This window comes from Natronosalvus caseinilyticus, from assembly GCF_017357105.1.
Classification (GTDB): domain Archaea; phylum Halobacteriota; class Halobacteria; order Halobacteriales; family Natrialbaceae; genus Natronosalvus; species Natronosalvus caseinilyticus.
Window position 1 is genome coordinate 1975644 of sequence record NZ_CP071596.1, and the last position, 23446, is coordinate 1999089.

The 23446-nt window shown below is 64.3% G+C and carries 25 protein-coding genes; 10 read left to right on the plus strand and 15 right to left on the minus strand.

The window, feature by feature from the left end:
- The first annotated feature begins 71 nt into the window (after nt 1–71).
- The gene (locus J1N60_RS09610) at nt 72–446 is read left to right on the plus strand and encodes a methylglyoxal synthase (RefSeq protein ID WP_312912496.1); all 375 of its coding nucleotides are present in this window, start codon (nt 72–74) and stop codon (nt 444–446) included.
- A 460-nt stretch (nt 447–906) separates the two neighbouring features.
- Here the strand turns inward: J1N60_RS09610 and J1N60_RS09615 are convergent, their stop codons facing one another.
- The gene (locus tag J1N60_RS09615) at nt 907–1383 is read right to left on the minus strand and encodes a VOC family protein (RefSeq protein WP_312912497.1); all 477 of its coding nucleotides are present in this window, start codon (nt 1381–1383) and stop codon (nt 907–909) included.
- A gap of 232 nt (nt 1384–1615) precedes the next feature.
- On the opposite strand from J1N60_RS09615, the gene J1N60_RS09620 reads away from it, so the two are divergent.
- A complete protein-coding gene (locus J1N60_RS09620) occupies nt 1616–3061 on the plus strand; it encodes an aldehyde dehydrogenase family protein (protein WP_312912498.1) in 1446 nt (481 codons plus the stop codon).
- Nucleotides 3062–3121: 60 nt separating this feature from the next.
- Here the strand turns inward: J1N60_RS09620 and paaK (J1N60_RS09625) are convergent, their stop codons facing one another.
- The 6 genes from paaK (J1N60_RS09625) to paaA form a co-directional block, all read right to left on the minus strand.
- The gene (gene paaK, locus J1N60_RS09625; protein ID WP_312912499.1) at nt 3122–4405 is read right to left on the minus strand and encodes a phenylacetate--CoA ligase PaaK; all 1284 of its coding nucleotides are present in this window, start codon (nt 4403–4405) and stop codon (nt 3122–3124) included.
- Nucleotides 4406–4551: 146 nt separating this feature from the next.
- On the minus strand, nt 4552–4719 hold the full coding sequence (gene paaE, locus J1N60_RS09630; protein WP_305882370.1) for a 1,2-phenylacetyl-CoA epoxidase subunit PaaE: 168 nt from the start codon (nt 4717–4719) through the stop codon (nt 4552–4554).
- A gap of 1 nt (nt 4720) precedes the next feature.
- The gene (gene paaD, locus J1N60_RS09635; RefSeq protein ID WP_312912572.1) at nt 4721–5125 is read right to left on the minus strand and encodes a 1,2-phenylacetyl-CoA epoxidase subunit PaaD; all 405 of its coding nucleotides are present in this window, start codon (nt 5123–5125) and stop codon (nt 4721–4723) included.
- Between the two features lie 173 nt (nt 5126–5298).
- Nucleotides 5299–6153 carry a 1,2-phenylacetyl-CoA epoxidase subunit PaaC gene (gene paaC, locus J1N60_RS09640; protein WP_312912500.1) on the minus strand — a complete coding sequence of 285 codons (855 nt, stop codon included), beginning with the start codon at nt 6151–6153 and terminating at the stop codon, nt 5299–5301.
- Nucleotides 6153–6482, minus strand: coding sequence for a 1,2-phenylacetyl-CoA epoxidase subunit PaaB (paaB, locus tag J1N60_RS09645; protein ID WP_253434174.1), 330 nt, complete (start codon nt 6480–6482; stop codon nt 6153–6155). Before paaB ends, paaC begins: the two co-directional genes overlap by 1 nt.
- Before the next feature lie 2 nt (nt 6483–6484).
- Complete coding sequence (paaA, locus tag J1N60_RS09650) at nt 6485–7423, minus strand: 1,2-phenylacetyl-CoA epoxidase subunit PaaA (protein ID WP_312912501.1); 939 nt, start codon at nt 7421–7423, stop codon at nt 6485–6487.
- Between the two features lie 87 nt (nt 7424–7510).
- Between paaA and J1N60_RS09655 the strand changes: the two genes are divergently transcribed.
- The gene (locus J1N60_RS09655) at nt 7511–8149 is read left to right on the plus strand and encodes a helix-turn-helix domain-containing protein (protein ID WP_312912502.1); all 639 of its coding nucleotides are present in this window, start codon (nt 7511–7513) and stop codon (nt 8147–8149) included.
- 130 nt (nt 8150–8279) lie between these two features.
- Nucleotides 8280–8675 (plus strand): hydroxyphenylacetyl-CoA thioesterase PaaI, encoded by a 396-nt coding sequence (gene paaI, locus J1N60_RS09660; RefSeq protein ID WP_312912503.1) that lies wholly within the window; start codon nt 8280–8282, stop codon nt 8673–8675.
- A 580-nt stretch (nt 8676–9255) separates the two neighbouring features.
- Here paaI and paaK (J1N60_RS09665) read toward each other — a convergent pair.
- A complete protein-coding gene (paaK, locus tag J1N60_RS09665; RefSeq protein WP_312912504.1) occupies nt 9256–10542 on the minus strand; it encodes a phenylacetate--CoA ligase PaaK in 1287 nt (428 codons plus the stop codon).
- Nucleotides 10543–10722: 180 nt separating this feature from the next.
- On the opposite strand from paaK (J1N60_RS09665), the gene J1N60_RS09670 reads away from it, so the two are divergent.
- Entirely contained in the window at nt 10723–11895 is a 1173-nt protein-coding gene (locus J1N60_RS09670; protein ID WP_312912505.1) for a thiolase domain-containing protein, read from the plus strand.
- A 5-nt stretch (nt 11896–11900) separates the two neighbouring features.
- Nucleotides 11901–13388, plus strand: coding sequence for a zinc ribbon domain-containing protein (locus tag J1N60_RS09675; RefSeq protein ID WP_425499349.1), 1488 nt, complete (start codon nt 11901–11903; stop codon nt 13386–13388).
- A gap of 79 nt (nt 13389–13467) precedes the next feature.
- Here J1N60_RS09675 and J1N60_RS09680 read toward each other — a convergent pair whose 3' ends face one another.
- The gene (locus tag J1N60_RS09680; protein WP_312912507.1) at nt 13468–14610 is read right to left on the minus strand and encodes a thiolase family protein; all 1143 of its coding nucleotides are present in this window, start codon (nt 14608–14610) and stop codon (nt 13468–13470) included.
- A 169-nt stretch (nt 14611–14779) separates the two neighbouring features.
- On the opposite strand from J1N60_RS09680, the gene J1N60_RS09685 reads away from it, so the two are divergent.
- Together J1N60_RS09685 and J1N60_RS09690 are read left to right on the plus strand one after the other, a co-directional pair.
- Nucleotides 14780–15700 (plus strand): 3-hydroxyacyl-CoA dehydrogenase family protein, encoded by a 921-nt coding sequence (locus J1N60_RS09685; RefSeq protein ID WP_312912508.1) that lies wholly within the window; start codon nt 14780–14782, stop codon nt 15698–15700.
- Nucleotides 15700–16542, plus strand: a complete 843-nt coding sequence (locus tag J1N60_RS09690) for an enoyl-CoA hydratase/isomerase family protein (protein ID WP_312912509.1) — start codon at nt 15700–15702, stop codon at nt 16540–16542. The genes J1N60_RS09685 and J1N60_RS09690 overlap by 1 nt, the downstream gene beginning before the upstream one ends.
- On the opposite strand, the gene J1N60_RS09695 is transcribed toward J1N60_RS09690, so the two are convergent.
- From J1N60_RS09695 to J1N60_RS09710, 4 genes are all read right to left on the minus strand, one after another.
- Nucleotides 16543–17727 carry an RNA-guided endonuclease InsQ/TnpB family protein gene (locus tag J1N60_RS09695; RefSeq protein ID WP_312912510.1) on the minus strand — a complete coding sequence of 395 codons (1185 nt, stop codon included), beginning with the start codon at nt 17725–17727 and terminating at the stop codon, nt 16543–16545.
- Between the two features lies 1 nt (nt 17728).
- Nucleotides 17729–18118: an IS200/IS605 family transposase gene (tnpA, locus tag J1N60_RS09700; RefSeq protein ID WP_312912511.1), complete on the minus strand. Its 390-nt coding sequence runs from the start codon at nt 18116–18118 to the stop codon at nt 17729–17731.
- A gap of 202 nt (nt 18119–18320) precedes the next feature.
- Nucleotides 18321–18917 (minus strand): GNAT family N-acetyltransferase, encoded by a 597-nt coding sequence (locus J1N60_RS09705; protein ID WP_312912512.1) that lies wholly within the window; start codon nt 18915–18917, stop codon nt 18321–18323.
- A 167-nt stretch (nt 18918–19084) separates the two neighbouring features.
- Nucleotides 19085–19498 carry a universal stress protein gene (locus J1N60_RS09710; protein ID WP_312912513.1) on the minus strand — a complete coding sequence of 138 codons (414 nt, stop codon included), beginning with the start codon at nt 19496–19498 and terminating at the stop codon, nt 19085–19087.
- Nucleotides 19499–19641: 143 nt separating this feature from the next.
- On the opposite strand from J1N60_RS09710, the gene J1N60_RS09715 reads away from it, so the two are divergent.
- The gene (locus J1N60_RS09715) at nt 19642–20103 is read left to right on the plus strand and encodes a MaoC/PaaZ C-terminal domain-containing protein (protein WP_312912514.1); all 462 of its coding nucleotides are present in this window, start codon (nt 19642–19644) and stop codon (nt 20101–20103) included.
- Between the two features lie 47 nt (nt 20104–20150).
- Here the strand turns inward: J1N60_RS09715 and J1N60_RS09720 are convergent, their stop codons facing one another.
- The gene (locus J1N60_RS09720; RefSeq protein WP_312912515.1) at nt 20151–21479 is read right to left on the minus strand and encodes an RNA-guided endonuclease InsQ/TnpB family protein; all 1329 of its coding nucleotides are present in this window, start codon (nt 21477–21479) and stop codon (nt 20151–20153) included.
- Nucleotides 21476–21856, minus strand: coding sequence for an IS200/IS605 family transposase (gene tnpA / locus J1N60_RS09725; protein WP_312912516.1), 381 nt, complete (start codon nt 21854–21856; stop codon nt 21476–21478). Before tnpA (J1N60_RS09725) ends, J1N60_RS09720 begins: the two co-directional genes overlap by 4 nt.
- Before the next feature lie 265 nt (nt 21857–22121).
- Between tnpA (J1N60_RS09725) and J1N60_RS09730 the strand changes: the two genes are divergently transcribed.
- On the plus strand, nt 22122–23441 hold the full coding sequence (locus J1N60_RS09730) for a substrate-binding domain-containing protein (protein ID WP_425499341.1): 1320 nt from the start codon (nt 22122–22124) through the stop codon (nt 23439–23441).
- Nucleotides 23442–23446: the final 5 nt, after the last annotated feature.

Sequence of the window (23446 nt, forward strand, 5' to 3'; positions counted from 1 at the left end):
CGGTCGCTGGCGCTCGTAGACTCGAGACCGAGCGTCCGAGGTATCTTGCCCCTCGAGGACGAACCGAGCCTATGGTCCGACTCGCGCTCATCGCCCACGACGAGAAGAAAGACGACCTCATCGCCTTCGCCCGCGAGTACGAGGACGTACTCGCCGACTACGACCTCATCGCGACAGGCACGACCGGCAAACGGTTGATCGAGGCGACCGATCTCGAGATCGACCGGAAGGAGTCGGGGCCCCTCGGCGGCGACCTGATGATCGGGAGCGAGGTTGCTCAAGACCTTCTCGACGGGATCGTCTTTCTGCGCGATCCGCTCACGGCCCAGCCCCACGAGCCCGACATCTCGGCACTCCTGCGGATCTGTGACGTCCATGACACCGCCTTGGCGACGAATCTCGCGAGCGCACGATACCTGCTTGAAGGAATTGACGACGTATCGTAAGATTCCGTACTATTCTACAAACATATCATAAACATTTACCTCCAGTCTCGATTTCATCGTCACCACGCTTCGACGATACCAAGACCGACTCTATAGTCGTTATAGAGCTAATTACGACAGAATCCGAACTTCGTCGACCTTGTACGCCGGCCGTACGGGACTCCCGACGTCGAAGACCGATGCTGGCATTTTTCGGAAGGACACGCCGTCAGAGCGGATTCTTCTCGATAAACGCCGTAGGCGCCGATTTCGCTCTCGATACAGAAATATCATAGTATAGTCTATTATTTAATTCCGAGAAATCTCCGATCCAGACCGAACGCGCCGTATTACGTTAGTAACTGACACACTATTACATAGCTATGCTCGTAATCTATACTAATTCATCACGCTTTTAGCGCGAACGCTCGATCGGTCAGATGCGAACCGACGGACGGGTCGTCGGCCAGCGAGAACCGACTCACTCGAGAGGTGTTCCGTCGACGAACAATCGACAGCCCGCGTCCCGCTCGGCGGCGTACCCTTCGTAGTACTCCATCAGCTGAAAGAGGACGCCCGTGGGATTCGCCGGGGAGACGAACGCCTCGCCCCACGTCTCGAACTCGTTGTGGTCGATGACCGACACGCCCGCCGCCTCGAGCGCCTCGACTGCGGCCTCGAGGTCAGCCACCTCGAGGGTGACGTGGTGGAGGCCGGGGCCGTGTTCCTCGAGGTAGTCGGTCAGAAACGAGTTCGACCCCGGTTGTGGGGCAATGAGTTCGAGTCGGGAGGCGCCGCCAAGGACGTAGGTCGCCCAGGTGAACGACCCGTACATGCTCGGTTCCTCGTGAATCTTCTCACAGCCGAGGGCGAACAGGAGCGGTTCGGCCTCCGGAATGGATTCGACGACGATTCCGGTGTGATCGACGCGCATCGGCGGCAGGTCGTCCCCGTCCATACGTCGAAACGTCTCTCGAGGACGATAATCGTTTGGGACGCCATCGTCGCGCTCCCTGTGGCGCCGAGTCCGGATTCCAGGCCGAGCCATTGTCTTCCAGGCGGGGGCCACACGGGAGTCGTCTGCACGGCGCTGGACGGCGATAGACGGCGATGATTTCCGCAACCGAGAGGGGCCGGAGTCGTGCCGTTACACCAACCTATAACACGCTTCCGTCCGTCGTTTTTCGTGCATGAGCTACACGGGTCCAACGGACCTCTACATCGACGGCGAATGGACCGGCGGCGAAGACGGCGGGCGGATCGAATCGGTCGATCCGGCGAACGAGACGACCTACGCGACGGTCGCGGCGGCGAGTGAAGCAGACGTCGACGCTGCCGTGTCGGCAGCCGACGCCGCGCTCGAGCGCGGCAGCGAGTGGGCCTCCCTCGACCCCGCCGAGCGCGCCGCGTACCTGCAGGCGTTTGCGGACCAGCTCGAGGATTGGAAGGACGAAATCGCGCTCGTCGAATCCCACGACAACGGCAAGACGCAGTTCGAGGCGACCCTCGAGGTTGGGATGGTCATCGACACGTTCCGGTACTACGCCGGCTGGGCGGACAAGCTCGCGGGCGACCAGATTCCAGTCCCGGGTGACCGCCTCGATTACACCATCCGCGAACCCGTCGGCGTGACGGGCCACATCGTCCCGTGGAACTACCCGTTCCAGCTGGCGGGGCGCAGCCTCGCGCCCGCGCTGGCCTGTGGCAATACCGCGGTCGTCAAGCCCTCGAGCCAGACGCCCCTCTCCGCGCTGTATTACGCGAAGGCCGCCGAGGAAGTCGGGTTCCCCGATGGCGTGCTCAATGTCGTCCCCGGCCGTGGAAGCGTCGCCGGTGCGGCGCTGGCCGAACACGAGGGTGTCGACCACGTGGCCTTCACGGGCAGTACGGAGATCGGCAAGCGCGTGATGGGCCAGGCCGCCGACAGTGTCACCGGCGTTACGCTCGAACTCGGCGGGAAGGGACCGAACGTCATCTTCCCCGACGCGGACCTCGAGGCTGCATCGAAGGGCGTCCACTACGGCATCTTCATGAACGCCGGGCAGATGTGCTGGGCAGGCTCCCGGCTGGTCGTCCACGAGGACGTCCACGACGAAGTCGTCGATAGCGTCGTCGCTGGCGCCGAGAACACGCCGCTGGGGAACGGTATCGACGACGACGCGCGGATGGGCCCGCTCGTCAGCGAGAGTCACCGGGACGAGGTCGCCGACTACGTCGAAACCGCCCTCGAGGAGGGAGCGACCGTCGCAACCGGCGGCGAGATCCCTGCCCGAGAGGGCTACTTCCTCGAGCCGACCGTGCTCACGGACGTGACCAACGACATGACCGTCGCCCGCGAGGAGATTTTCGGACCGGTGCTCTCGGTCATCGAGGTCGCAGACGAGGAAGAGGCCCTCGAGGTCGCCAACGACTCACCCTACGGCCTGCTCGCGGGGGTCTGGACGAACGACCTTTCGCGAGCCCACCGCTTCGCCCGCGACCTCGAGTACGGAATGGTGAGCGTCAACGAGTATCCAGTCACCTTCCCACAGACGCCGTTCGGCGGCGTCAAGGAGAGCGGCGAGGGCCGCGAGCAGGGTGCCGAAGCTATCGGCGAGTACACACAGGCGAAGAACGTGAACATCAACTTCGAGTAGCAGGGCGAACGGACGCGGTCGTCGCCCGGCGCCGATTCAGTCGGTTCGGTGCGACTCGAATCAGCGGTGATCGTACACTCGCTTGACCTTCCCGACCTCGGTTCGCTCGATCGAGCCGTACTCGACGAGGGCGAGCGTGTCGGGCGTCAACGAGAGCGTGCTCGAGATCGCCTCGAGCAACCGGTCTCGGAGCGCTTCTTCGTCCCCGTCGAACCCGCGCTCGAGTTCCACCGTCACCTCGAGTCGGTCGAGCGCGTCCTCGCGGTAGAGGTCGATCCGGTACTGGGGGGCGACGGCGTCGAACTCGAGGATCACGGCCTCGAGCTGGCTGGGGTAGAGGTTGACGCCGCGGACGATCAGCAGGTCGTCGGCGCGGCCGGTGACGCCGTCCATTCGGATCGTCGTCCGGCCGCAGTCACAGGGTTCGTCGATCAGGGCGGTCATGTCGCCGGTCCGGTACCGGAGGACGGGCAGGGCTTCCTTCGTGAGCGAGGTGAGCACGAGTTCGCCTTCCTCACCGGGCGGCAAGGGTTCGCCGGAGTCGGGGTCGACCACCTCGGGGTAGAAGTGGTCGGTCTGGATATGCAGGCCGTCCTGGGCGTGGGCGCACTCGACGGCGACGCCGGGGCCGATCAGTTCCGAGAGGCCGTAGTTCTCGATGCCCGTGACGCCGAGGCGCTCCTCGATGGCCTCCCGCATCGGCTCGGTACAGGGTTCGGCGCCGTAGAGGACGATCGACAGCGGGAGTTCCCGCGGATCGACGCCCATCTCCTCGGCCCGTTCGGCGAAGTACAGCGCGTAGGAGGGCGTACAACAGAGCGCGTCGCTCTCGAGATCCGCGGCGAGTTCGACCTGGCGCTGGGTGTTGCCGCTGCTCGTCGGGATCACCGTCGCCCCGAGCGACTCCGCTCCGGCGTGAAAGCCGAGGCCACCCGTAAAGAGCCCGTAGCCGTAGGCGTTCTGGACCGTGTCGTCCGGCCCGAGTTCGGCGGCTCGCATCGCTCGTTCCATCACCTCGTTCCAGAGCTCGAGGTCGCCCACGGTGTAGGCGACGATCTTCGGCTTTCCGGTGGTTCCCGAGGAGGCGTGGATACGGACGATGTCTTCGTCGTCGACGGCGAACAGGCCGTCGGGGTAGGTGTCTCGAAAGTCGGCTTTCGTCGTGAACGGCAGTTTGGTGACGTCCTCGAGCGTCTCGATGTCGTCGGCCGTGACGCCAGCCGCTGTGAGCCGTTCGTCGTAAAATGGGACGTTCTCGCGAACGCGTTCGACGGTCTCGCGGAGCCGCTTCGTCTGCAGTTCCCGGCGTTCCTCCCTCGGGAGCCGTTCGTCGGATGCGACCATGCTGTCTCGAGGGGACGAAGGGCGAGCCTATAGTTCTTGGCGTCGGTTTCGTCGCCCGTGACGGGTTTGTGCGTCAGCGAACGCTCCGGGTTTCGCGTGGCCGGCTCGCCGGTGTACGTTAGTATGCTGGCACTCGAGTCCTCGACTCACTCGAACTTCTCGAACGGCTGCTGGCACTCGTTGCAGTAGTGCATCGAGCGACACAGCGACGGCCCCTTCGGATGCTCGCGGACGGTGTCCGTCGATTCACAGTACGGACACTCCGCTCCCGACGCTTCGCCGCTCGTCATCACGGACGGATCGGTTTCGCGCATATTAGATGCTCAACCCAAATTCTCGCAGGTCGGATCGGCCCTGTTCGGTCACCATCTCGATAGTCCAGCCGGGGCTCCAGACGAGCCGGAGGTCGACCGACTCGACGCCGTCGACGTCCGCGACAGTCTCTCGGATTTCGTCCTGGAGCATGTCCCGTGCGGGACAGCCCGAGTACGTCAGCGTCATGTCGACTGTCGCGTGACCGTCTTCGACTACGAGCCCGTAGATCAGGCCGAGGTCGACGATGCTGACCGGCATCTCGGGATCTTCGACTCCGTAGAGGGCGTCCCAGACGGCGGCCTCGACGCCCGTCGCGCCCTCGCCGGTCGCCGGGAGGTCCTCGACGGCCTCGCCGGAGCGGTAGTCGGTGTACGAACACGGGGTCGCCTCGCTCTCGGGGTCCAGGTCCGGGTCGAACTGTGCTCCCGGCTCGAGGCTGTCGTCGTTCGTTTCGTCGACGCTCTCGGTCGGTGAGTCGGCCTCGAGCGTGGCATCGGCGTCAACGTCGACGTCGGATGGTGTGTTACGGTTCATTGTGGTTGGTAGCAGCGGGTACGGAGTACGGGTAACTGGAGGCGTTACTCCGGTTTCTCCATGATCTTCGTCGCCTCCGAGCGACCCAGTTCGCGGTAGGTGCTAGTGAACTCCTCGCGGAGGTCCGCCCAGGCGTCGGTGTGGTCGCCGTCGCGCCCGCGCGCCAGGTCCGGATCGAGATCGAGGACATCGTCCTCGCCGATCGGCACGTCGAGTCCCAGTCCCTCGAGGAACGGCACGACCTCGCTCGCCCAGTCGGTGGCCAGCTCCTCGAGCGTGGCGTCGCGGAAGCCGGCCTCCTCGATCGCCGCTTCGGTTTCGTCGTCGACGGGGGCGAACAGGGTCAGCGCGTACGGGAACAGCCGGTCGACGGCCTGCTGGAGGCGTTCTCGGCCGCCGTCGTCTCCCTCGTCGTCAGCCAGCCGTTCCATCCAGTTCTGGGCGTGCTCCAGGTGGTAGCGCTCCTCGGCCTGGATCTTGCCGACGCGGTCAGCGAGTTTCGGGTACGCCGAGTCCTCGAGCGCCTCGAGGCGACGCTTCTCGGCCACGTCGTAGAGGTAGTGGCGGACGATGGCGTCTGCCCAGTCGCCCTCGGGGAACGGCCGCTCGACGAGGGTGCTGTGGCGCCAGGCGTCGGCCTCGCGCTCGTAGATGAGTTCGTGTTCCTCGTAGCCCAGGTCCTCGAGCACGTCGTACCAGAGGCGGGCGTGGCCCAGTTCGTCCTGGGCGTTGTTCGACAGCGCGAGGTCGGACTCGAGGGTGGGCGAGCGGACCTGCCACTCGGTGTAGCGCTCGGCGAGGACGAACTCGTCGTCCGCCAGCCGGAGCAATAGTGCCTCGAGGGCGTCTCGTTCGTCGGCCGAGAGGTCGTCGGCCGTGACGGATTCGGCACTCGCCATCAGTCGTCACCCTGCGCTTTCGAGCGCTGTCGTTCGGCGGCTTCCTGTTCTTTGTCCGATTCGATGACCTCGGCGGCGTGGTCGACGTCGGACTTGTAGGTCGGCCCCCAGCGGTAGCTCTTGTCGGTCGTGCCGCCGAAGGAAGTCTCGTCGGCGTCGATTTCGGCGACCTCTTCCTTCGGGACGACCCAGAGGCTGTTGGTCGCCTTGCGCCGGCCGTGCTGGATGGCCGCGAACTGCCTGGCCATCTCGCGGTCGGGCGCGTGGACGTTGCCGCAGTGGGTGTGGTACCCACCTTGCTCTTCCTGTCGGAATACTTCCCAGATCATGGTCAGTCAGCCGCCTGTGGTTTCGGACTTCCGGCCGGTCGGTTCTCCCACTCGAGACTGTCACGGACCCACTGGACGGCGCCCTGGGCCTGCTTGCGGCCGTCGATCTGGCCGAGACCGGGTTCGTAGTCGTTCTTCGCAATCTGGAAGAACTCGTCCCAGTCAAGGTCGTCCTCGACGACCTCGTAGCCGCTGTCGGTCTCGCGGATGCGTGGCTCGTCGGGGATCTCGAGGCCGTAGCGCTCGGCCTTCGGGATGTACTCCCGGAGGAACATCGAGCGCAGGTCGTCGTTGGACTGCGCTTTGAGTCCCACCGCGGCGGAGAAGTCGTGGTGGGTGCTCTTGTCGTTGGTCGGCCCGAAGAACTGGATGATCCGGGGCCACCAGGTCTCGAAGGCCTCCTGGGTCATCTCCTGTTCCTTCTTCGAGCCAGTCATCAACTCCGCGAGGATGCTCTCGCCGTGTTTGACGTGGAACCCCTCCTCGAAGCACACCTTGTCCATGGCGTGGGCGTAGGGCTCCCAGCTCGTCCGGCGGAGCGTCGCCTGGCGGCGCATCGCCGCGCCGTCGACGAAGAAGGCGATCATCGGCGTCTCGACCCAGCTGTCCATCGGGTAGTGGAAGCAGTTGAGGAACTTCCCCTTCCCGTTGGCCAGGTCGTCGAGCATCTCTTCGCGCGTTTTCACGCCCAGCGACTCAGCCGCGCGGTAGAGCAACTGCCCGTGGCCGATCTCGTCCTGCACCTTCGCCGAGAAGGCCAGTTTGCGGTCGATACTCGGTGCCTGTCGAATGAACGGCCGCTCGAGGTACGCCCCCATGATCTCGCTGTTGGCGTGGAACTCGATCATCCGGGTGGCGGCCTCCCGGTACTCGAGGGGCATGTCGTCCGCGGGGCTGAACTCCCGCGGCCCGGCCCGTTCTTTGACGGTGTCGATGTCCATCGTTCACTATACTACACGTCGTTTCGACCCTTAGCAGTTGACCGCCACATGACGGGGTTTTAAATACTCTCGCGCGTATCTTCCCCCATGATCGAGGAGTGTCTCGCCGTCGAATTCCGGGTGCAGCACGACGATTGCCCGCTCGCCGAGGCGACAAAGTCAGTCGACCTCGAGGTCCACGCCCAGGCGCCACAGCTGCGGGCCGACGGCTACGACCTGCTGCAGTTTAGCTCGCCGCGAAACGACCACTTCGTCGAGACGCTCGACGCCGACGACCGCATCCGCTACCTCCACGTCACGGAGGTCGACGGACGGTACCGATTCCGGTGTCTCTCGAAGCAACCCTGCGTGGTCCACGACCTGATCAACGGCGGCCTGATCGTCGAGACGCTCCGGTATCGAAACGGCGCCGCCACGGTCTTCGGAGCCGTCGTCGGCCGGGACGTGCTCAAGAACGTGATGGAGACTGCGGGCGACACCGTCGGCGTGCGCCTCGAGCGCGTCTACCCGATGGAGTCGGAGGCCCAGGAAGCCCCGAGCCAGCAGTGGGATCTGACGCCCGCCCAGGAGGAGTGTATCCGGGTCGCCGTGGAGATGGGTTACTTCGAAATCCCGCGGGGGACGAGTTCGGAGGCGGTGGCGACGGAACTGGGGATCAGCAAGTCGGCGTTTCTCGAGCGGGTTCGGCGGGCGGAAGAGTCGCTGTTTCGACAGATTTTCGCGTGAGGTGACTCGCCATTTACGGTACTCGAGTTGCGCCACTCTCGCCTTCGACGTCACTCGAGCCGACGTCGCTCTCGACGACCGGTTGCCCCCACCAGTAGTTTCTTGCCACCCGGCCACACTGGCTGTGGGTATGGCAGACACCGACGCGCTGCGCGAGCACATCGAGAGCGATCCCTACTGTGCGACCCTCGGCATCGACCTCGTCGACTTCGAACCCGGCCTCGCCCGGACCGAACTCGAGGTCACCGAGGACCTGACGAACTTCCACGGGACGCCCCACGGCGGGGCGGTCTACTCGCTGGCCGATGCGGCGTTCGCGGCCGCCTCCAATTCCCACGGCGAGACGGCGGTGGCCCTCGAGACGAACATCTCCTACCTCGAGGCGGTAGACGTGGGCGATGTCCTGACGGCGACGGCGGAGGAGACCCACGTCGCGGGTCGCACCGCGGAGTACGAGGTGATCGTCACCGACGAGGCCGACGATCGAATCGCCACGTTCCGCGGTCGCGTGTACATTCTCGGTTGATCGGTTGGTTCTCGGTTGATCGGTTGGTTCTCGGTTGATCGGTTGGTTCTCGGTTGATCGGTTGGTTCTCGGTTGATCGGTTGGTTCTCGGTCGATCGGTTGGTTCTCGGTCGATCGGTTGGTTCTCGGTCGATCAGTTGCGTCGACCTCGAGCCGGCCTTCGTCGAAGTGTGACTCAACGTGAGACTCGAGATGGACGAACACGGCTCTGACAACGATTACGACGGATCGAGTTGCACGAACACGACGAAACCCCTCACGCCGCTCGCAACCGCAGTGACGGATATCCTCGCTATGCTCGGATAGGGCCGTCACTGCGACTCCCCGTCGGCGCGAGCGCCGTTCGCCCTTTCGGTCCGCCAGGGGTACCGCCTGCCCTCCCCCGGGTCGCGCGGCCCGCCGTCGCGGGCACGCGCTCCCGGCCATAGTTCGATTTCACGATTGGCTCCGCCGCAAACGAACCTTCGGTATCGAAAGTAGAGCTATAACGTACAGAAACGGTAGTACTGTCGGATTGACGGTCGGACGACCCTCGAGAATCGCACCTCGAGTGTACGATCGCGACTCGATACGCGTACGCTCAGCGGTGGTCGTAGACGCGCTTGACCTTCCCAACCTCGGTTCGCTCGATGCCACCAGGCTCCTCGATCGTGAGGGTATCGGGGGTGAACGAGAGCACGTTCTGGAGTCGGGTGAGCACCCGGTCGCGCAGTTCCTCGCGGTCGCCGTCGAAGTCGTGCTCGCACTCGATGGTGATCTCGAGGGTGTCCAGGTTGTTCTCTCTATTCAGGTCGATCCGGTAGTGCGGGGCGACCTCGTCGAATTCGAGGACGACGTCCTCGACCTCGCTCGGGTAGAAGTTGACCCCGCGGACGATCACGAGGTCGTCGGCGCGGCCGGTGACGTTGTCCATGCGGACCGTGGTGCGACCGCACTCACACTCTCCACTGGAAAGCGTCGTCAGGTCGCCGGTCCGGTACCGGAGGACGGGCAGAGCCTCCTTCGAGAGCGTCGTGAGGACGAGTTCGCCCTCCTCGCCCTCCGGCAGGGGCTCGCCGGTGTCGGGATCGACGATCTCCGGGTAGAACCGGTCCTCGTGGATGTGCAGTCCCTCCTGGGCTTCCACGCACTCGATGGAGACGCCGGGGCCGACGATCTCGGAGAGGCCGTAAATGTCGATTCCCTTTACGCCGAGGCGTTCCTCGATGGCCTCGCGCATCGGGTCCGTGCAGGGTTCGGCACCGAAGATGACCACCCGCAGCGGGAGGTCCTCGATGTCGACGCCCATGTCCGCCGCGGTCTCGGCGAGATACAGCGCGTACGACGGCGTGCAGGCGATGGCGTCGCTCTCGAGGTCCTCGAGCATCTCGACCTGGCGCTGGGTGTTGCCGCCGCCGATCGGGATTACGGTCGCGCCCAGTTCCTCGACGCCGTAGTGGAGCCCGAGGCCCCCGGTGAAGAGCCCGTAGCCGTAGGCGTTCTGGACCGTGTCGCCCGCGCCGAGGCCGGCAGCCTCGAGACACCGGGCGACGGCGTCGCTCCAGACGTCTACGTCGTTTTGCGTGTAAGAGACGATCTTCGGCTTCCCCGTGGTTCCCGAGGAGGCGTGGATCCGGACGATGTCCTCGTCGTCGACGGCGAACAGGCCGTCGGGGTACTCGTCGCGGAAGTCCTCCTTCGTCGTGAACGGGAGCTTCGTGATGTCGTCGACCGTCTCGATATCGTCTGGGGTGAGTCCGGCGTCCTCGAGCGCGTTCCGGTAGAAGTCGACGTTCTCGTAGGCGTTTCGCACCGTTTCCTGTAAACGTTCGTTCTGGCACTCCCGGAGTTCGTTCCGTGGAGCGGTCTCTATTGCCTGGTAGGCCATCTCATCTCCCTCTCTGGAGTGGGGCACCAAAAATTATGTGGTAGGCACAAACGCCCGGGCTGATGGGGCAGTGGACGGCATTTACGGGGACGAGAGCGGACGACTACGGTTGCCGGCTCCACTCGAGCCAGGCCTGCCAGGGTCCGAAGCTATAAATCCGCCACCTGACAAGGGTCGAGTATGCGGGACGTCTACGTCATCGGTGCTGGACAGACCGCCTTCGGTTCGTTCCCGGAGCGAGGATACCGGGAACTGTTCGCGGAGGCGTACGCGGCCGCCAGGGATCGCGTGGACAACGGCCTCGAGACCGAGGACATCGACGAGGCGGTCGTCGCCACCCTCGGCGTCGGTGGTCGCCAGATTGGCCTCTCGGGCCCGGCCGTCACGGAACACGTCGGCCTCCACAACGTGCCCTGTTCGCGGATCGAAAACGCCTGCGGCGCCGGCGGCTTCGCCGTCCGCCAGGGCGTCCAGGCGATCAAGAGTGGCATGGCCGACGTCGTCCTCGCGGGCGGCTTCGAGGTCATGACTGACATGTCCGGCGACACCACGAAGTACTGGCTCGGTGTCTCCGGGGAGACCGAGTGGGAACGCCTCACCGGCACCACCTTCTCCGGTGTGTACGCCCAGATGGCCAGCGCCTACCTGGACGCCTACGACGCGACCCCCGAGGACCTCTCGCGAGTCGCCGTCAAGAACCACGCCAACGGCGCGAAGAACCCCAAGGCCCACCTCGGCTTCGAGTGTTCGCTCGAGGACGCCGTCGCGGCGCCGGCCGTCGCCGACCCCCTCAACCTCTACCACTGCTGTCCGACCTCCGACGGCGCCGCTGCGGTCCTCCTCGCCAGCGAGGATGTCGTGGCCGAGTACACCGACGAGCGCGTTCGCGTCGCGGGCGTCGGCGCGGCCAGCGAGCGGGTCGGCCTCGCCGAACGCGACAGCTACACGAGCATCTCGGCCTCCCAGGAGGCCGGCAGACGAGCCTACGAGCGCGCGGGAATCGGTCCCGACGACCTCGACTTCGCCGAGGTCCACGACTGCTTCGCCATCGCGGAACTCATCGCCTACGAGGACCTGGGCTTTTGCGAACCCGGCGAGGCCCCGAAACTCCTCCGCGAGGGCGTCACCGACCCGGAGGGCGACCTCCCAGTGAACACCTCCGGCGGCCTCAAGTCGAAGGGCCACCCCATCGGTGCGACCGGCACCGGGCAGGTCGTCGAGGTCTTCGACCAGCTCACGGGGAACGCGGGTGACCGCCAACTCGAGGACCCGCGCTACGGCCTCACCCACAACGTGGGCGGGAGCGGCGGCGCGACGGCGGTCCACGTCTTCGAGCAGGAGGTGGCGCGATGACTGACATGGACCTCGGCATCGCGGGTATCGGCGCGTACGCCCCTGACTACCGGCTCACGGCGGAGGCCGTCACCGAAGCCTGGGGGCAGTTCCAGGGCGCCGGCATCTCCGAGACGGCTGTGCCCGCTGGCGACGAAGATACGTTGACGATGGCGTACGAGGCCGCCCAACGGGCGCTCGAGGCCGCCGCGGTCGATCCCGAGACCGTCACCCATCTCTTCCTCGGAACGACCACGCCACCCTACGAGGAGGAGGCGCTGGGGCCGCGCCTGGCCAGCTTCCTCGGACTCGAGTCGTCGCTCGAGAGCCGCCAGTTCACCGGGAGCACCCGCGTCGGAGCCGACGCGCTCCGGACGGGCCTCGAGACCACGACCGACGACGCCGTCCTCGTCGTCGCCAGTGACGCGCCTCGCGGTGCCCCCTCGGACGAACACGAGCACGCGGGCGGGGCGGGCGCCGCCGCGCTCGTCCTGACGCCCGACGGTTCTGGGAGAGTCACGGACGCCGGAGAGTACGTCGACGCCGTCACAGGCACTCGATTCCGGGAAGCGGGGTCGACGGAAACGACCGGTCTGGGCATCACGCAGTACGACCGGGACGCCTACACCGACGCCGTCGCGTCGGCCGTCAAGGGGCTCGAGTCCTCGCTCGAGGACGTCGACGCCGTCTGCCTCCAGTCACCGAACGGCAAACTGCCCTATCGCGCCGCAAGCGCGCTGGACGTCGACACAGACCGGATCCAGGCGGGGACGACCGTCCACGATCTCGGCGACACGGGTGCCGGGAGCACTCTCCTCGGGCTCGCGAAGGCGCTCGAGGCCGGCCACCGCTCGCTCGCTCTCGTCGCGTACGGATCGGGCGGCGGGGCGATCGCAATGCGCCTCGAGGTGGGCGGAGGCGATGCGGACGGGAGGGACGAGAGCGACGCGGGCGGCGACTCGAGTTCGAGCGATAGCGTCCCCGTCGAAACCACACTCGAGGGCAACCAAACCCTCTCCTACGGCGAGTACCTCCGCATTCGCGGCGACGTGACGCCCGGCGAACCCGACGGTGGCGGCGCCTACGTCAGCGTCCCCAGCTGGAAACGGACGATGGCCCAGCGCCACCGCCTCCTCGCGGGTCGGTGCCGGGAGTGCGGACGGCTCGCGTTCCCGCCTTCCGGCGCGTGTCGAGAGTGCGGAACGCTCGACGAGTACGACGACGTCGAACTCCCGGGGACGGGAACCGTCGAAGCCGCGACCGTGATCGGCCAGGGTGGTGCCCCGCCGGAGTTCGTCGAGCAGCAGGCCCGCGAGGGCGCGTTCGTCAGCGCCGTCGTGGCCCTCGAGGGACCCGAACCCGACGACGAGCCCGTCTCGACCCCCACGCAGGTGCTGACGCCCGACACGGCGTCCGTGTCGGTCGGCGACCGCGTCGACGCGACGATCCGGCGGATCTACACCCAGGAGGGCGTGACCCGGTACGGATTCAAGATGCAACTGTTCGAGTCCTGAGCGCCTGCGTTCTGAGCACTCTCGTCCTGATCGCTCGAACTGGATTTTCGTCTCGACAAAAGAGCACGCTCGAGCTGATTCACTCCCGCTCGAAGACGACGGCGACCCCCTGGCCGAACCCGACGCACATCGTCGCGAGGCCGTAGCGGCCGTCGCGGCGAGCCAGTTCGTGGAGCAGGGTCGTCGTAATGCGGGCGCCGGAGCAGCCGAGCGGGTGGCCGAGTGCGATGGCGCCGCCGTTGACGTTCAGTTTGTCCTCGTCGAACCCGAGTTCGTCGGCGCAGTAGAGACTCTGGGAGGCGAACGCCTCGTTGAGTTCCACGAGGTCCAGGTCCGAAACCGAGAGGTCGGCTGCCTCGAGCGCCTGCCTGGTGGCGGGAATCGGCCCCGTTCCCATCACGGTCGGGTCGACGCCGGCGACGCCGCGGGCGCCGACGCTGGCCAGGACCTCGAGACCGTGTTCCTCGGCGTACTCGCGACTCGTGACGAGCAGCCCTGCGGCGCCGTCGGTCAGCGGCGAGGCGTTGCCGGGCGTCACGGTGGCCGCGTCGTCGTCCGCGAACACGGTGGGCAGGCCGGCGAGGGTCTCGAGATCGGTGTCGGGACGGGGGCCCTCGTCTGTCTCCACGATTCCCTCGGGCGTATCGACCGGGACGACCTCGTCGTCGAACCGACCCTCGTCCCACGCCTCGAGCGCGCGTTCGTGGGACCGAAGCGCGAACGCGTCCTGGTCCGCCCGCGAAATGTCGTACCGCCTCGCGACGCGTTCGGCGGTCGCGCCCATCGGGAGGTCGTCGGCATCGTAGCGCTCCTCGATGCCGGGGTGGAGCCAGCTCGAGAACGGGATCCGGCTCATGTGTTCGACGCCAGCGACGGGGTAGACGTCGCCGTCACCGGTTTCGACGGCCCGGACGGCGTCGACGAGCGTCGTCAGCGAGGAGCCACAGAGTCGAGTGGTCGTCGCTCCCGGCACGGTTTCCGGGAAGCCGCCGGCGAGCAGCGACTGGCGCGCCAGGTTCCGCCCCTGTTCGTTCTCCTGGTTGGCACAGCCGAGTCGGAAGTCGTCCCACTCCTCGGCGGGGACCCCCGTGCGTTCGACCAGCGCCTCGAGGACGGTCACGACGAGGTCCTCGGGGTAGGTCTCGGCGAGTCCGCCGTCCTTGCGTCCCTGCGGCGTCCGTACGGCATCGACGATAACGGCCTCTGCGTCGGCGTCTGTCATCACGAGAGAGGTCGGACGGTCGGGGGTTAAGCGTTTGGCTCTCCACAGGGGTCGCCGGTCTTGTGGAGCCGGGGTGGCGATGAACGACTCGGCGCGCAGGGTTGTTCGTCACGCCGAACGTATCGCCCGAACGGAAACGGCTTTCACACAGCCCCGAAAATCCCGACACATGCGAGTCGCAGTACTCGGCGCCGGCACCATGGGCCACGGCATCGCCCAGGTGACGGCCATGGCGGGCCACGACGTGACCGTGCGAGACATCGAAACCGAATACGTCGAGAACGGCCTCGAGTCCATCGAAGCCAATCTCGAGGGTGGCATCGAACGCGACAAGGTCACCCGCGAGGAGGCCGACGCAACCCTCGAGCGCCTCTCGGGAACGACGGACCTCGCGGAAGCCGTTGAGGACGCGGACCTCGTGATCGAGGCCGTTCCGGAGGACCTCGACCTCAAGAAAGGAACGCTCGAGGACGTGGAGGCACTCGTCGACGACGAGACCATTATCGCGACGAACACTTCGTCGCTGTCGATCACGGAGATCGCGAACGCGGCCGAGCGCGACGGACGGGTGATCGGCCTGCACTTCTTCAACCCGGTCCACATCATGGGGCTGGTCGAGATCGTCGTCGCCGAACAGACCGACGACGACACCGTCGAGTTCGCTCACGAGTTCGTCGACGAGATTGGCAAGACGCCAGTCGAAGTGACCGACTCGCCAGGGTTCGCCTCCTCGAGACTCGGCGTCGCTCTCGGCGTCGAGGCGATCCGGATGGTTCAGGAAGGGGTCGCCGACCCGCGAGACGTCGACGCCGCGATGGAACTCGGCTACAATCACCCGATGGGCCCCATCGAACTCGGCGATGTCGTCGGCCTCGACGTTCGCCTGGACATCCTCGAGTACCTGCGCGAGGAACTCGGCGAGCGGTTCAGGCCGCCCCAGGCGCTCAAGCGGAAGGTGCGCGCGGGCAAGTTAGGCAAGAAGACCGGCGAGGGATTCTACGTCTGGGAGGACGGCGAGATCGTGGGCGTCAGCGGCGAGTACGAGGGTGACGCCGGCGAAGACGGTGACGACCGCGGAGGGTCGAACTGATGCTCCCCGACGGACCCGTCGACGGCGCCGAGGACATCGACGCCGCGGCCGAGGACTGCGATCTGGTCCACGCGAGCGTCGGCGACCGCGTGCCCGGCGTCGCGACCGTCACGATCGACCGCCCGGACGCTCGAAACGCGCTCAACGCACAGGTTCGGCGCGAATTGAAGGAAATCGCGGCCGCGGTCGCCGAGAGCGACGTCCGCGTCGTCGTCCTCACGGGCGCCGACGAGGCGAAGGCGTTCGTCGCTGGCGCTGACGTCGGCGAGTTCCGCGACCGGAGCGCCCTCGAGCAGCGCGAAATCTCGAAGCGCCCCCGCGTCTACGAGGTGATCGACGACCTGCCTCAGCCGGTGATCGGACGGGTCAACGGCCACGCGCTGGGCGGTGGCTGCGAACTCGCCCAGGCCTGTGACGTGCGCATCGCCCACGAACGGGCGAAGATCGGCCAGCCGGAGATCAACCTCGGGATCATGCCCGGCGGAGGCGGCACCCAGCGCCTCCCCCGCCTGGTCGGCGAGGGCCAGGCGATGCGCCTGATCCTCTCGGGCGACCTGATCGACGCCGAGGAGGCGCTCGAGATCGGTCTCGTCGATATCGTCTGTGGAGACGCCGAGGAACTGGACGAGGAGGTCTACGGGCTCGCCGAATCGATGGCCGAGCAGAGCCCCGTCGCCCTCGAGCTGGCAAAGACTGCCGTCAAGGCGGCCTCACGGACCGACCTCGAGCAGGGCATCGAGTACGAGGCCGAACTGTTCGCTCAGCTGTTCGGAACTGCGGACAAGGACGAGGGGATCGACGCGTTCTTCGAGGATCGAGAGCCGGAGTGGACGGGCGAGTGACTACTCCCACGACTGAAGTCGTGGGCTTCCCTCACTGAGGGTTAGGCCCACGTCTTCCGAGGAGTTCGCAGGTTCCATTTTACCGTTAGTTCCCTCGAGTCTGACCTGCGTTTCGGGCTGAGCCACAACAGCCCCCACCGTCGATAGCGGGCTCTGAAGGTCCTTACCGACGGCTCGTTTACCGATATTCGACGCACCGTTCTTGTCCGCATTATCATCCAACTCACAGTCGTGGCACTCCACCCGACCCTGCACGTCACGACTCGTGTGCTGACTGCCACACCGCCAACACGTCACCGACGTGTCCGCCTCGTTCACCGGCAAACACTCTCGACCATCGAGATGGGCTTTGTACGTGAGGATGGTCGCCAGCTTCGCGTACGGCATCTTGTGCGTCTTGTCGTTCACGTACCGACCCTTATCGTTGTCGAAACGCAAGCCCGTCAAATCACCGAACACGATGGCAGCGTTCCGTTTACGAGCGCGGGCGACGAGTCCGTTCGCCACCTGATGTAGTTCGTGTTCGACCGTTCGCGACTCTTTGTCGCCGATGCGGTCGATCACTCGTGCCCCCGAACGAACCTTCGCCTTCCCGATGGACTTGCGGAGTTGCTTGTAGTGTTCGCGAATGCGTCGCACTTCCACGCCGTGGAATTTGGTCTCACGGTCGGAGAGGAACGTACTGACGGCTATCCATTTGGCACCCATATCGACGGCGAGTACGTCGTCGTACGCGTCTGCAACGGCCACAGACCGCTTGCAGACGAGGTGGACGTACCACTCACCGTCGCGGCGGACGAGTTCCGAGTCTCGGATGTGCTCGTCGGTGAGAAGGTGCGTGTCTTTCTCGGGAACGTGAACGGGTACCCAGATGCTGTCTCCGCGTTCTCGCTCGGGGTTGTAGACGGGGAGTTTAAACCACCACGACGACAGCACGGTATCCTCGTCGTGTTCAATGGTGATGCAGTCATTTCGAAGAACGACTGGTTGTTCGGTATCCTCGCGTGGGTTCTTGGTTGACCGGACTTTTCCCGCCTGTTGCTTGGTGGCGGAGTAGAGGTTCGCGTCATCGTCACCGTGAACGGCGTCTTGGAACGCAGTGTATTCGCGTTCGATGAGTCGGGCTTTCCGCTGAGTGAGTGAGTGGAGCTTGACCCGTATCGTGGTGGTGACTTCGCGACGCATTTTATTGGCCGGTCTGGGCTTCGATGTATTCCTCAATGGTCTGGCTCGATACCTCGCCTGCTGAGGAGACGAAGTACGAGCGCGTCCACAGCGAGGGGAGGCCGAAGTCGAATTCGTCTCGGAGGTTCCGCGAGGTGTAGCCCTTGATCTGTTGGATGATTTTGTTCGGGGAGAGTTTCGGATTCCCCGTGATGAACAGGTGTACGTGGTCGGGCTGGATTGCCAGTCGGAGTATGTCGAGGTCGAGTTCGTCCGCTTTCTCCTCGATGAGTTGTTCGAGACGGTCTACAACCTCGTCGGTCAGCACCGACTTGCGGTACTTCGGACACCACACGAAGTGGTAGTGGAGGTTGTGAACCGACGTTCGCTCTTGACTATACCCGCGTGGCATACAGTTAGATAGATACTACTCACTATTAGTTGCTTTGATTCTATCAACCTTACACCGTGCTTTCGAGGAGCGATTGTGTCGGCTTTTTCGGATTCATCCCACGACTGAAGTCGTGGGCTTTCTCCTCGTATCTATGTAACCGATATTCTGCTACATCCCGCCGCAGTTTTCGACGCGTCGCCGACCGACCATCGAGCGCCGTTCAGGCGAGCGTCTCCCGCTCGGCCGGCGGCAGTCGGACGGCGTCGACGATGGGTTCGTCGAACGAGAGGCGCATGGCCAGGTCGCCGCCGCTTCGACCGGTGATCCGGAACCCCAGCTTCCGGTAGACGTGTACGGCTCGTTCGTTGGCTGCGTCTACGTCGAGCGTGAGCGCCTCGTGGCCGTTTTCGGCGGCCGTGGCGATCGTGTGCCGGCAGAGTTCGCTGCCAACGCCCCCGTCGTGATAGTCCGGATCGACGAAGATCACGAACTCGGGTTCCGCGCTCGAGGTCGGGGCGTAGGCCGCGTGGCCGACGACGCGCGTCCCGTCTCGAGCGACGAGATTGGTGCCCGTCTCGAGCAACGCATCGAGCCAGGCGTCGATTCGCTCGAGACGAATCGGCGGCAGTCCCATCGACCGGTGGGCGTCGGGGTAGTCCGCGTACATGGCTCGGAGGCCCTCGCGGTGGTGGTCGCTCGCGGGTTCGACGAGCAGCGCGCGTCCGTGCTTGTCGATGAAGCGCGGGCATCGGGGCGGACAGCCAGCGGTTCCCTCACACGCTGACGGGTTCCAGGCAGCGCAGGTATCGGTCGACATTATCGTTCTTGTCAGTAGATACGGCTGCCAGCACCATCACGTTCGTCCCGAACATGCGGGGGTCCTTTATATATGTCGAGGCTCTCGAAGGGGCGAACGATGTCTCGAGTAGGAGTCTCGAACGGACGGCGAGCTCTGAACCCCTGTTCACTCCGGCGAAACGGCCGTCATCGATCACCCGATTCTGAGGATGACGGCGAGACGGTCGTCACCGGTCGCTCGCTACTGAGGATAACCGCCTGGGTGACGCTCCCGAAGAGCACCTTCCCGGTAGGCGTCCGCTTGCGGCCGGAGAGACAGATCATGTCGGCGTCGAGTTCGGCCGCCGCCTCGACGAGTTCGGTCGCCGGTTCCCCGCTCGTCTCGTAGTACTCGTACTCGACGTCGTGGTCCTCGAGGAAGTCGATGGCGCGTCGGACGGAATCGAGTTGCTGGATCGACGCCCCCTCCGGGTTGTCCTGGAAGACGTGGGTCAAGATTGCGGTCACGTCCGTACTCGCTGCGGGGAGCGAGGCGACCATTCGGGCCTGCGCCTGTGCTCGTTCGACGTTGGTGTCCAGACCGACCAGTATCCGGTACATGCACGTCGATTGTGGTGGAATCGTCATAATCTCTCGGGTGCGAGATGCCTCGAGCCGATTTGGGTGTGCTGCTCGAGGGGGCGTCGATCGGACATATGACGCGAGGAAAATCTATTTATCCGCTCTATTTGAACAGTCGTATCATGGCATACAGCTACGAGCCTCACTACTTCGAGGACTTCGAAGTGGGACAGACCTTCGAGAGCGTCGGCCGAACCGTGACCGAGTCCGACTTCGTCCTCCACTCGATGTTCACCGGCGACTGGACCGAACTCCACACGAACAAGCACTTCGCCGAGGAGGGACACTTCGACGGCCGGGTCGCTCACGGCCCGATGACGTTCACGCTGGCGACCGGGTTCGTCTACCGCTGTGGCATCGTCGAGCGGACGGTCTACGCCTTCCTCGGGATGAACTACATGAACATCCCCAATCCGGTCTACATGGACGACACCATCGAACTCGACATGGAGGTCACCGAAAAGCGCGAACTCTCGAGCAAAGACGATGCGGGTCTGGTGACGATCGATACCACCATGACGAACCAGGAGGACGACGTGGTGTTCGAGGGTGACATGAAGTTCCTCATCAAGATGCAGGATTGACATCCTCCCCGCGCTAAAGCGCGAGGATTCCTCCGTTGGGAGTTCGGCTACCGACCCACGGAGGCAACTTGCGGGTTTGTGCGCACTTCTTTGAGACTTTCGTGAGGGTGTGGTTTCCCCGACCACTCGTGGTCGTCCCACTCGAATCGCACGGGCCGTGCCATCGGCCTGACTTCCGTCTCGCTGTTTTCTCGAAGGAACGTCTCTGATGCCGTGAGGTCGGCGTGTCCCTCGAATCCGCATGGACACGTCAGCGTATATCCGTGGCGAACCGTCTCCCCGTGGTCGCCACATTCGGGACACGTCTGACTCGTCCACGCTTCCGACTCGGCTTCGAGGCTGATGCCGTATTCCTCACAGACGCACGCGAGACGGTGGATGAACTTCTTGAACGCCCAGAAGTTGTGCGTCTTTTCGTTCACCCTGACCGACCAATGCGTTTCCAGCACGTCGGTCAAATCGCCCACGTACACCGTCGCCACGCCCTCGTCGTACAACCGTTCAACGAGGTCGCGCAACAGCGCGTTCTGTGCGTGGTCACGGCGCTTCGTCCGCTGTCGGTACAGCCGTCGAATTCGCTTGGAACTGTAGCGTCCCTCGCGGAGTCGTCCGGAAGACTCCGTCTTCCGTGATTCCGAGAGACTTCGTCTCTCGGGCAATTTCGACTGTAGGCAGGCGATTTCGTCGGTCGTCTCGCGGAACCGTCCGAACAACTCGCGTCCGTCGTAGAGGTACTGGTTCCCAGTGGTCGTGGAACAGGCGACGAGGTTGTTCGCTCCAACGTCGAGGGCGGCTTCTTCGGAAGCCAGTGGTGAATCCAGTCGAGAATCAGGTACGGTGACTGGTTGAAAAGCCCTGAACGTGTCGCTAACCTCGTCGTACTCAAGTTCCAGACGACCCCGTCTGCCGTCCCACTTCGGGTTGCCTCGGACTTCGAGGCGGAGTCGTTCGTGGTAGCCGAGTCCGTATTCGTCTTTCAGTTCTTGCCCGACAGGGATTTCGAGACGACTACGCTTGCCCCACTGAATCGTGTACTGGTTGCATCGGATGTAGGTTCGGAGTTCGCGTCCGTCTTCCTCGTTGCCCCAGTACGACGGTGGGTTGGCGTATTCGCCTTTCTCCTTGAGGGCGAAGAACGACCGCCACGCTTCGCTGTTCTTGCGCGTGACCTGTTGACCGGTTGCGCTTCCGACGACACCGTTGTACTGTCCACGGTACTCGGAGGTGTCCCACACGTCGCCGTTACCGAAGTAGTTCTGACGACGTTCGTAGGTGAGTTCATTCCACAGAGAGGCGGAGGCGTCGAGTAGCCGTAGGAGGCACTCTTTGTCGTTCTCGGTCTGGGGGACGACCTCGAAGGTGTTGACGCGCTTCATTCGTCGCCACCTTCCTGTTCAGCGATGTATTGTTCGACGGCGCCTTTTGAGGCGCTTTCCGCTGTTCCGACGTAGTACGAACGAGTCCACTTCACACGGTCGTCGTACCGCTGATTGTACTTGCGGGCGGAGATGCCCTTGACCCAGTTGACGATGAGTGACGGGGCGTTCTTCGGTGGACTCCCGATGAACAGGTGTACGTGGTCGGGCATGACCTCGGACTCGGCCAGTTCGAGGCCTTTGTCTTCACAGATTTCCGCGAAGATGGCTTCGAGACGCTCTTTCGTCTTCCCCGTCAAGTGTGAACACCGATGCTTCGGCACGAACACTATGTGGTAGTAGAGTTCATATTTCGCGTGACGGGTACTCTTCACCATCTATGCATACTATCACGGTCGGGCGGCTTAAAGATTGTGTTGGAACCCCGTCTATGCCATCGTCGGCGGTTGAATCCTGTTGGTCGGCTTCATCCCCGCCCTGAAGGGCAAGGCTTTCGCCTCGAATTTTCCGTAATATTTCAACGCCGTTCTGAACGAACCGTTCGTCTTCGGTCGATTTTCCGTCAGTTGAATAGCTAGTATGTTTATATAACCCGTCCATCTACGGGTGAATATTTATACAACATCCGCGATAGATGGACTTGTGACTCGAGATACCATGAGCCAGGGGAACAGGCGGCAATTTCTCAGGGGTGCAGTCGTCGGCGGGGCGGCCGGACTGACCGGACTCGCCGGGTGTATTCAATCGTCAGGTGACGGAAATGGGGATGGGAACGGCAACGGGAATGGAAACGGCAACGGTAACGGAAACGGCAATGGCGGCGCGAGTGGAACCGTCCCACTCGCCGTCCTCGAGCCGTTCACGGGGCCGTTCAGCGCGCTAGCCGAAGAACGCCACCGAGGAACGGAACTGGCCATCCAGCAGATAAACGAGAGCGACGAGTACGAGTTCGAATTCGAGTACGAGGAGTACGACACCCAGCTCGACTCCGAGTCCGCGATCCAGGAGGCGAACAACGCCGTCCAGTCCCAGGGCGCGGAGTTCTTCACCGGGTGCATCTCGAGTTCGGTTGCGCTGGCGATGAACGAGTTCGCCCAGGACAACGAGGTACTGTACACGCCGGGGGCGGCCGACGTCTCCATCACCGGGGAGAACTGCAACGAGTGGGTGTTCCGGTTCGAGACGAGCACTGCCCAGATCGCGGAGGTCATGTCGCAGTGGATGGCCGAGGAGATGGGCGACCAGCTGTTCTACCACATTGCCGACTACGCCTACGGCAATTCCGTCCACAACGAGATCGGCACGCGGATGGAGAACCTCAGCGATGGGTACGAGGGAGTCGGCATCACCCGCTCGGACCCCGGTTCGACGGACTTCGCCTCGTTCATCACGCAGATTTCGGACGCCAGCGACGAGGCGGATGCGCTCGTCGTTGGGATGACCGGCGCGGATCTGGCGACGTTCCTCACGCAGGCGAAAGATCGGGGACTGCACGACGAAATTCCGATCGTGACGACGACCGGATCGTTCCGGGCCGTGATGTCCGGTGCGGGCGAGGGTGCCTACGGCATCTACAGCGGGACCCGGTACGTTCCGACGATCGAGACCGGCGACAACCAGACGTTCGTCAGCGACTACCAGGACGCCTACGACGGCGACCTCCCGGACAACTTTTCGCGTGTCGGCTACGAATCGATCCGGATGGTCGCGAACGGCATTCAGGAGGCCGGTTCGACCGACCCTGCCGACGTCAAAGACACCCTGCCTGGTATGGAACACGAGACGATTTTCGGTCCCGTCGAGTTCCGGGAGTGCGATCATCAGGCGACGAACCCGGTCTGGATGGCCGAGTGCGTCGAACCCGAAGAGGGGGACATCGCGGACGTGAACCTCCTCGAGGGGTGGGAACTCGACGGCGAGGAAGCTGCCCCCGACTGTGAATCGACGGGTTGTTCACTCTGACCGGA